At 64.2% G+C, this 8,785-nt stretch carries 9 protein-coding genes and 1 pseudogene; 1 reads left to right on the top strand and 9 read right to left on the bottom strand.

Features of this window, described 5'->3' with window-relative positions; all coding sequences use genetic code 11:
- From WA702_RS17560 to ffh, 7 genes and pseudogenes are all read right to left on the bottom strand, one after another.
- Nucleotides 1–206: pseudogene (locus WA702_RS17560) on the bottom strand (tRNA (guanosine(37)-N1)-methyltransferase TrmD); the annotation flags it as partial.
- A 129-nt stretch (nt 207–335) separates the two neighbouring features.
- Entirely contained in the window at nt 336–1,007 is a 672-nt protein-coding gene (locus WA702_RS17555) for a hypothetical protein (protein WP_425111808.1), read from the bottom strand.
- 62 nt (nt 1,008–1,069) lie between these two features.
- Nucleotides 1,070–1,801, bottom strand: coding sequence for a hypothetical protein (locus WA702_RS17550; RefSeq protein ID WP_425111807.1), 732 nt, complete (start codon nt 1,799–1,801; stop codon nt 1,070–1,072).
- A 131-nt stretch (nt 1,802–1,932) separates the two neighbouring features.
- Nucleotides 1,933–3,027, bottom strand: a complete 1,095-nt coding sequence (locus WA702_RS17545) for a zinc-binding dehydrogenase (RefSeq protein WP_425111806.1) — start codon at nt 3,025–3,027, stop codon at nt 1,933–1,935.
- 132 nt (nt 3,028–3,159) lie between these two features.
- Nucleotides 3,160–3,741 carry a ribosome maturation factor RimM gene (rimM, locus tag WA702_RS17540; protein WP_425111805.1) on the bottom strand — a complete coding sequence of 194 codons (582 nt, stop codon included), beginning with the start codon at nt 3,739–3,741 and terminating at the stop codon, nt 3,160–3,162.
- Nucleotides 3,742–3,893: 152 nt separating this feature from the next.
- Nucleotides 3,894–4,226 carry a 30S ribosomal protein S16 gene (rpsP, locus tag WA702_RS17535; RefSeq protein ID WP_425111804.1) on the bottom strand — a complete coding sequence of 111 codons (333 nt, stop codon included), beginning with the start codon at nt 4,224–4,226 and terminating at the stop codon, nt 3,894–3,896.
- 171 nt (nt 4,227–4,397) lie between these two features.
- A complete protein-coding gene (ffh, locus tag WA702_RS17530; RefSeq protein ID WP_425111803.1) occupies nt 4,398–5,942 on the bottom strand; it encodes a signal recognition particle protein in 1,545 nt (514 codons plus the stop codon).
- A gap of 418 nt (nt 5,943–6,360) precedes the next feature.
- Here ffh and WA702_RS17525 point away from each other — a divergent pair, with 418 nt between their 5' ends.
- The gene (locus WA702_RS17525; protein ID WP_425111802.1) at nt 6,361–7,353 is read left to right on the top strand and encodes an MBL fold metallo-hydrolase; all 993 of its coding nucleotides are present in this window, start codon (nt 6,361–6,363) and stop codon (nt 7,351–7,353) included.
- 202 nt (nt 7,354–7,555) lie between these two features.
- Here the strand turns inward: WA702_RS17525 and WA702_RS17520 are convergent, their stop codons facing one another.
- Nucleotides 7,556–8,266, bottom strand: coding sequence for an SIMPL domain-containing protein (locus WA702_RS17520; RefSeq protein ID WP_425111801.1), 711 nt, complete (start codon nt 8,264–8,266; stop codon nt 7,556–7,558).
- A 5-nt stretch (nt 8,267–8,271) separates the two neighbouring features.
- The coding region (locus tag WA702_RS17515) for a GyrI-like domain-containing protein (RefSeq protein ID WP_425111800.1) at nt 8,272–8,785 on the bottom strand (514 nt) is incomplete at its 5' end.

Below are 8,785 nucleotides of genomic sequence, written 5' to 3'. Positions count from 1 at the left end.
AGCACCATGCCGGGGCCGCCGCCGGCCGGCGTGTCATCGACGCTGCGGTGCTTGTCGGTCGCCGAGGCCCTGATGTCGCGCGCCTCCAGTGCCCATAGCCCGGAGGCGAGTGCGCGTCCCGCCAGGCTGATGCCGAGCGGCCCGGGAAACATGTCCGGGAACAGGGTCAGGACGGTGGCGCGCCACGGGTTTGCGGGTTCGGTCATGGCGCCGTTGTTACGGCACCAGCGCGGTGAGATCGAGCCCCTGCATCAAGGAGCAGCCGCATTTGCGCGCGACGCCGACGCGGTTAATGCTGGCGTCAGGCGACCGTCCGGCGTGGACGTCGTCATTTACTACTTGCGGCCGTAAGCCACGAGTTCAGTTCTGGTGTTCACACGAAGCATGTCGTCGGTCCGGACTGTGTTTGTCCGCAGGACCCAATGGTCGATTGCGGGCGCATACCACGTCTGCACGACGAATTGGGATTTCCGGCCAGGATTCTTGACCGGGTAAACGACGTAAGTGGTTTCGATCTTGAACGCGTCGAACGTACCAGCCTTTGTCGTGATCTTCTCTTCTCCGGTGACCTTTGATTGCCCGACCCACTTCCAGCTAAAGCCTTTTTCCGTGTTGTTCTGCTCGACCTTGATGGGCCAGCTGGCGCCCACTTTGAGCGGCTGGACTATGCCAAGGCCGCTGTTGGGCGTGTATTTCATGGCGTTGGCCGACCTCACATTCCAGTTCCGGTCACAGATCTGGAAACCTTCCTCTTTATCATTCTTATAACGGACCGCGATCGCCGTCGGCGTGACCTCGGTGATCGTGGTGGTCCGCTTGCCCGTCACTCTTCCTAGGATTTCGTCACGAACCTCGAAGGTCCAATTATCGCCCTGACGCGGCTCTTCCATCGATACCGGGGCGGCCGGCGAGGGCGCTGCGGGTGATGCGTCGGCCGGAGGCGCGGGCTGCTGCGCGAAAGCCATCGGGCCGCTCAGGCATAACAACGCGGTCAGGATTATGCGCATGCGGGATTCCAAGGTTTGGATTCAGGAGAGAGGGTCTGACGGCATCGCGAGACGTTCGCAGGTCAGCGACGGCCGTATTCGATCAGTTCCACCGTGCTCTTGTCGCTGACGTGCCCGTCGATCCGGGTCTCCGACGAGCGTTTGACCCAGTGGTTGACTTCAGGCGCGTACCAGGAGGTCTGGATCACTTGAAACTTTCGCGACGGATCCTTGACGTAAACTGCCTGGATCGAGGTTTCGACCTTGTAAGCGTCGAATGTGCCGGCCGTCGTCGTCACGCTTTCCTTGGCCGTCACCTTGCTGGTGCCCGTCCGCCTGAAGGTGGAGTTCGCCGATATGTTGGTGTCGTTCGACTTGATGTGCCAGGTCTTTCCGACCGTCAGCGGCGCGCTGATGCCGGTGCCATCGGACGGCGCATAGCGCCAGGTGCCGTTGTTCTTGACGTTCCAGCCCGGGTCGTAGGTCAGGAAGCCCGTGTTGGAGTTGTTCAGCGCCGTCACCCGAACGCCGACATTACCAGCCGCAACGTCGGTGACGGTCTGGATTATGGTCGACTTCAGATTTCCGCTGATGTCGTCGTGGACTTCATAAGTCCAGTGGTCACCGGTTTGCGGATCTTCCATGGCTTCCGAGCCGCTGGCCGCAGGCGCCGCGGGCGTTGCCGCCGGGGCGGGTGTGGCTTCGGTCGCGGGTTGAGCGCCGGCGAGATGCGTCGACGCGAGCAGGGCAACGACAATCAAAACGGTACGGCTGAGCATGATGCTGTCCTGATGGAGTCGGGCATCCGCCAGCAAAAGCCAAAACAATGGTGCATGTGCTGAAATTCAACCCGGGCGGGAAAAAGATATCGCTCGGCAACTACCAGATTTCAGGTGCGACGATAAGTCCTCCTTCCATGAATTTTTTTCTACGCTGATGGTTGCCGTTACGGCACCATCGCCGTCAGATCGAGCCCCTGCATCAGGGCTGCAGCCTCGACCGCACGCGGGAAGTCGGCCAGCTTAAAGGTCGTCACAGCGATCTTTTTGAGGTCGAGCAGATTCTCGCGGGCGAGCGCCGCGAGCTGGTCTGGCGCGGTGCGGTCATACATGAACTGGCCGACCACCTCCCAATCGTTCGCCAGCATCTCGCCGAACGAGAGTTCGAGCGGCGCAGTAGCGCTGCCCATCAACACCAGCCGGCCGCCGCGCCGGAGCGCACGCAGCGTCGAGAGGGTGGTCGACGTGCTCCTGGCCTGGCCGAGCAGATCGAGCGCGACATCGGCTGCGCCGCCTGCGGCATGGCGAATGGTGGCGAGATCCTTTCCCGGATCGTCGCCGGTGATGACGGCAGGAATGATGCGCGGGCCGAAGGCCTCCGCCAGGCTTTCCAACGCCTCGCGCTTGCGTCCGACCGCAACGACACGACCGGCGCCCATCGCCACCGCCAGCAGCACCGCGCCGGAGCCGAAATAGCCGGCGGCGCCGTTGATGATCACGGTCTGGCCGCCCCTGAGATCGAGCCGCTGCAAGCCGCCGAACGGCACGATCAGTTTCGCCAGCCCGATCAGCTCGGTGGCGGGACGGTCGTCGAGACCGTCCAGGGACGTGACGCAGGCGGCGGGCCAATGCGCCAGGTCCGCGAACACGCCGTCGCGCCAGCGCGCCTGCAGGCCGAGTGCCGCCTCTGTTGGCGCCATGCTGGTGAGGCCGATCAGGATCTGCGCGGGGTCACGTTCCGGCACGTCGGCCCGCAGATGCGGGCTGAGGAAGACGCGATCGCCTGCCCGGACATGACCGACATTGGCGCCGGCGGCCGTGACGCGGCCGATCGCATTGGTGCCGGGCACGAACGGCATCGGCGGCAGCGCGTAGGGCACCGCACCCGACAGCACCTTGTTGGTGTAGGACAGCACCATCGCGGCCTCGATCCGCACGATGACGCCGTCGGCTGCGACTGCCGGCGTCTCGACCTCGTCGAAACGCAGATCGTTATGCGCGTGCAGACGCCAGGCTTTGTGACCAGACGTGTGAGTTGTCATCGCTGTCACCCCAAATTCAGTGTCGTCCCGGTCAGGCGCGCAATTGCGCCGAGAACGCCGGGACCCATCATCACCAGCAAACATGGTGAAAGCGAGCTGTCGCTCAAGCCTTCGTCAAATCAAAGCCTATCGTTATGGGTCCCGGCGTTCGCCGGGCCGACGAGAGGAGCGTTCGGCTACGTCCTCGTTTTCGTCTGATGCAGCGTCGTCGTCGCCCTCGATTTCCGCAGGGAGCTCGATCACGACGCGGCCGTTCTTGATGTCGATGGTCGGCACCACGGCGTTGGTGAATGGCAGCAGCATCGTGCTGCCGGAGGGCGGCGCGATCTCGATGATGTCGCCGGCGCCGAAATTATGGATGGCAAGAACGCGGCCGAGCGGTTCGCCTGCGGCGGTTTCAGCAGCGAGCCCGATCAGGTCGGCATGATAATATTCGTCGTCGTCGGGCTCAGGCAGCTGGTCACGCGCAATGTAGAGCTCGAGGCGGTTGAGCTTCTCGGCCGCGGTGCGGTCGGCGACGCCCTTGATGGTGGCGACCAGATGATCCTTGGCTTGGCGCGCCTTCGTCACCTCGAACGCGCGGCTGCCGTCTCTGGTGGTGAGCGGACCGTAATGCAGGACCGCGAGCGGGTCCTCGGTGAAGGTCCACAGGCGTACCTCGCCGCGCACACCATGCGGGGCGCCGATCCTGGCAACGCAAATTTTTTGCGACATTAGTTGGCCTCGCCCTTCTCAAGGCGATGCGCAGCATCGTCGGACACGCGCGCAAATGCGCGATCTTCAGGACGAGGAGCCAGTTCCTCATGCCTGGGAGCACGGCGTGAGCCGTGCGTCTCGAAGCATGAGGCTTTGCGCGGCAAGGCGTCTTAGCCCTTGGCGGCGGCTTCGGCCTGCGCCTTGCGTTCCTTGCGCGGTACCGACTTCTCCGGGTTGTTGCGCGCCTCGCGCTTCTTGACGCCGGCAGCGTCGAGGAAACGGGCGACGCGGTCGGATGGCTGCGCACCCTTGGCAAGCCATGCCTTCATCTTCTCCATGTCGACCTTCAGCCGCGCCTCGTTGTCCTTCGGCATCAGCGGGTTGAAATGGCCGAGACGCTCGATGAAGCGGCCGTCGCGGGGAAAGCGCGAGTCGGCGACGACGACGTGATAGACCGGGCGTTTCTTGGTGCCGGCGCGGGCGAGGCGGATGACGACTGACATAAGGTTCTCCTGAGTGTCGTTTGATTTACGCGTTGAGTGAAGCCGTCATTCCGGGGCGAGGCGAAGCCTCGAGCCCGGAATCCATGCTCACGATCGTGGTTATGGATTCCGGTCCCGCGCCTCGCGGCGCGTCCCGGAATGACGAATGGCGAGAGGAGCGGATCGTCCTCATTATTTCTTCTTCCCCGGAGGAAGGCCGAGACCCGGCAGCATCGGCTTGCCGGACATGCCGGTGAGCCCCGGCAGATTGGGCAACCCTCCGCGCAGGCCCGCGGGAAGGTCCTTCGGCAGATTGGGCAAGCCGCCGGCACCGCCCGGCATCTTCTCGGCCATCGCCTTCATCTGCTCGGGCGACGGCATGCCGCCGCCACCGCCAAAACCCATGGCTTGCGCAATGCCGGCCAACGGGCCGCGCTTGCCGGAGCCCATCGCCTTCATCATGTCGGCCATGTTCCGATGCATCTTCAACAGCTTGTTGACCTGCTCGACGTTCTGGCCGGAGCCGGCGGCGATGCGCTTCTTGCGGCTCGCCTTCAGGACGTCCGGGTGCTTGCGCTCGTCGCGGGTCATCGAATCGATGATCGCGACCTGGCGCTTGATGATCTTGTCGTCGATGCCGGCGGAGGCGATCTGGTTCTTCATCTTGGCGATGCCGGGCATCATGCCCATCAGCCCGCTGATGCCGCCCATCTGCGACATCTGTTGGAGCTGCTCGCGCATGTCGTTGAGGTCGAACTGACCCTTGCGCATCTTCTCGGCGGTGCGCGCGGCCTTCTCGGCGTCGATGTTCGCCGCCGCCTTCTCGACCAACGAGACGATGTCGCCCATGCCAAGGATGCGGCCCGCAATCCGGTCCGGATGGAAATCCTCCAGCGCGTCGGTCTTTTCACCGGTGCCGAGCAATTTGATCGGCTTGCCAGTGACGGCGCGCATCGACAGCGCGGCACCGCCGCGGCCGTCGCCGTCGACGCGTGTCAGCACGATGCCGGTCAGCCCAACGCGCTGATCGAAGGCGCGGGCGAGGTTGACTGCGTCCTGGCCGGTCAGCGAGTCCGCGACCAGCAGCACTTCATGCGGATTGGCGACCGTTTTGATCTCGGCCGCCTCGCTCATCATCTCTTCGTCGAGCGTGGTACGGCCGGCGGTGTCGAGCAGCACGACGTCGTAGCCGCCGAGTCGGCCTGCTTCCAGCGCGCGGCGCGCGATCTGTGCCGGCTTCTGGCCGGCGACGATCGGCAGCGTCGGGATGTCGAGATCGCGGCCGAGTACCGCGAGCTGCTCCATGGCGGCCGGACGGTAAACGTCGAGCGAGGCCATCAGCACCTTGCGCTTGTCGCGCTGGGTCATGCGGCGGGCGAGCTTGGCGGTGGTGGTGGTCTTGCCCGAGCCTTGCAGACCGACCATCATGATCGGGACCGGCGGCACGGCATTGAGGTCGATGGTCTGGCCCTCGGCGCCCAGCGTGTTGACCAGCTCGTCATGGACGATCTTGACCACCATCTGGCCCGGTGTGACCGACTTGACGACGGTGGCGCCGATCGCCTGCTCGCGCACGCGGTCGATGAAGCTTCTGACGACCTCGAGCGCGACGTCGGCCTCGAGCAGCGCCCGGCGCACCTCGCGCATCGCGGCGTCGACATCGGCCTCCGACAGCGAGCCACGCCCCGTCAGCCGATCGAGAATACCGCCAAGCCGTTCCGACAGATTGTCGAACAATGCCGTTGTCCTTTGCCTGTTGAGGCGCTCGCTTTATTCACCACTGTCATGCCCCGCGCAGGCGGGGCATCCAGTACGCCGCAGCTTCTCGGCTCCTGCCGGGCAGCTCTGGGATACTGGATCACCCGCCTTCGCGGGTGATGGCAGCTCACGTTGTTTCGGCAGATCGTGCCAAAACGGATATTCCAAACAATTTTGCGCCCGAGGGCGCACAGCGCTGTCGGGCGTTGACCTCCGGCCTCGCAGGGCCAGTCGGTGGCTCGAAAAGATGATACTTTCCGAAAAATCAGCGTGCCTTAAACCCTCCTGGCATCCAAAAGTCAAGGAAACTTGGACCGGCGGTGCCCGTTGCCGGGCCGCAGCCGCCCTCCTACCTGTCTGCAGCGCCTCACCTTTTCCGCTTCCCCTGAGGATTCCATTGGCACGCCGTTCCAAGACCTATTCCGGTCCGGTCACCGATCATTTCGACGGCCGGCACTTTTTCGATCCCGATGGCGTCCCGCCGAAATCTTTCAAGCACGTCCTGCGCTGGCAGTTCGGGCGCGGCCGGAAGCGTTCGGTCTGGCCCGAATGGGTGCCGAGCCCGCATGCCGACACCCCGCCGGCCCGGGTCGACGGCGGCCACGCGCGGCTGTCATTCGTCGGCCATGCGAGCTGGCTGATCCAGACCGGCGGGCTCAACATCCTGGTCGACCCGGTCTGGTCGGAGCGGGTGTCGCCGGTCAGCTTTGCAGGGCCAAAGCGACACAACGATCCCGGCATCGCCTTGGACGCGCTGCCCAGGATCGACGTCGTGCTGGTCTCGCACGGCCATTACGACCATCTCGACATCGCGACGCTGTCGAAGCTCACGGCGCAGTTCGCGCCGCGCGTGGTCACGCCGCTCGGCAATGATCTGACGATGCTGGCCAGGGATCCGAAGATCCGCGTCGAGGCGTTCGACTGGCATCAGCGGATCGCGCTAAACGACGAGGCCGCCGTGACCCTGGTGCCGACGCGGCACTGGTCGGCACGCGGCGTGTTCGATCGCAATATGGCGCTGTGGGCGAGCTTCGTGCTGGAGACCCCAGCGGGCAAGCTCTACATCGTCTGCGATTCCGGCTATGGCACGGGCAGGCATTTCCGCAGCGTCGCCGAGGCGCACGGTCCGATCCGGCTGGCGATCCTGCCGATCGGCGCTTATGAGCCGCGCTGGTTCATGCAAGACCAGCACATGAACCCGGAAGACGCGGTGCAGGCGCTCAGGGATTGCGGCGCCGAGCTGGCGCTGGCGCATCATCACGGCACCTTCCAGCTCACCGACGAGGCGATCGATGCGCCGGCCATCGCGCTCGGCGAGGCGCTCGATGCGGCGGGTGTGCCGCGTGAGCGATTTGCAGTGCTGAAGCCCGGGCAGGTGGTGGAGATTTAGGAGACTGTCGTCCCGGGCAAGCGCGTAGCGCGCCGACCCGGGACCATACCCACCGATTTTCATTTTGCGAAGGCTGGAGCCAGCCTGCTCTTACTACAAAATCCTGTGGTTCTGGGTGCTGGCGCAAGGCCGGGAGGACACTGAATATGTAGTGGTGCTTGTGCGCCTCATCATGCCGTAGGAACGATCAGACTCCGACCGCTTACTGCCCCGTCTTGATCCCCCAGATGACGCTCACCGTGATCGAAAGCGTCTCTTCGCCTTGCGCGACGGGGGTGGGTGTGGCCGGCGCCGCCAAGGTCTTGACGCGAAACATCGGCGTCGGCGTGCCATCCTCGGAAATACTCAAGGGAGAGCTCAGCGTCACGCCAGCCGCCTTGGCGTAGATCTCCGCCTTGCGGCGGGCGTCGGCCACGGCCTTCTCGCGTGCCTGATCGAGCAGCTTCGATGGCTCGGCCACCGTGAAATAGATGTTGCCGATGTCATTCGCGCCGGCACTCACCAGCGTGTCGATCACGCTTGCCACCTTGTTGACGTCACGAAGCTTGATAGTGACGCGGTTGCTGGCGCGATAGCCTGTGACGGTCGATTGACCCGGGCGGTTCGGCGCATATTGCGGCTGCAGCGACAACCGTGAGGTCTGATAGTCCTTGTCGTCGATGGTGGCATTTTTCAGCGCCAGCAGCACCTTGGCCATCGCATTGTTGTTGGCATCCGCCGCCTCGCGCGCGGACTTGGCATCGGAGGCGACGCCGGCGTCAATCATGGCGAGATCGGGCGGCGCCGAGACGCTGGCCTCGCCTGAAACGGAGATCGCCGGCGGCAGTTCGGATTGCGGCGTCTGCGCCAAGGCGGGCGCTACCGCCATTGATGTGGCGGCAAGCGCCGTGGCGATTGGGATGCTGCGCATCATGAGGCTCACTTCAGCGGTACGTAGACATTGATGACGAGCTTGTCCTCGGCGGTCTTCAACGGATCGGTCAAATACTCCTCGATGAAGGTGTCCTTGGCCTCGAGCTTGCGCTCGTCCAGGTGATTGGTGATCGCCTCATAGGTGTTGTCCATGTTGTCATAGGAGCCGCGATGGACGAACTTCAGCGCCTTGCCTTCGGGCGATTGGCCGATGCTCATGGCTTTGCCGAGGTTCTTCGGCTCCTGGTCGACCGGCATTTCGGCCATGAAGGTGAAGCCGGTATCGTCGGTCGAGGTGTAGACGATCATGCCATTGCCAGCCGGCTTGATGCCCTGCTTGTCGAGCAGGGTCGAGAGCGCCTTGAACGAATCGACCAGCGTGTCGAACGCATTGTCCCAGTTGGCGGTACCCTTGACGATGACGACCTTCTTCGGCGTGAGCGTGATCTCCTCACCAAAGGCATCGGCGCTCTGCACGCTGGGCGCCGGCGCCGGGGCTTGCGCTGCGGCCGGCGCAGAC

It is taken from the genome of Bradyrhizobium sp. (genome assembly GCF_049798375.1).
Lineage (GTDB): Bacteria > Pseudomonadota > Alphaproteobacteria > Rhizobiales > Xanthobacteraceae > Bradyrhizobium.
The sequence above is the reverse complement of the archived record's forward strand: the minus strand, read 5'-3'. Positions and strand labels throughout refer to the sequence as shown.

Bases quoted from the DNA above. Each gene is read 5' to 3' on its own strand.
- WA702_RS17545 (WP_425111806.1), bottom strand. From the start codon at position 3,027: ATGACAACTCACACGTCTGGTCACAAAGCCTGGCGTCTGCACGCGCAT.
- WA702_RS17520 (WP_425111801.1), bottom strand. From the start codon at position 8,266: ATGATGCGCAGCATCCCAATCGCCACGGCGCTTGCCGCCACATCAATG.
- rimM (WP_425111805.1), bottom strand. From the start codon at position 3,741: ATGTCGCAAAAAATTTGCGTTGCCAGGATCGGCGCCCCGCATGGTGTG.
- rpsP (WP_425111804.1), bottom strand. From the start codon at position 4,226: ATGTCAGTCGTCATCCGCCTCGCCCGCGCCGGCACCAAGAAACGCCCG.
- WA702_RS17555 (WP_425111808.1), bottom strand. From the start codon at position 1,007: ATGCGCATAATCCTGACCGCGTTGTTATGCCTGAGCGGCCCGATGGCT.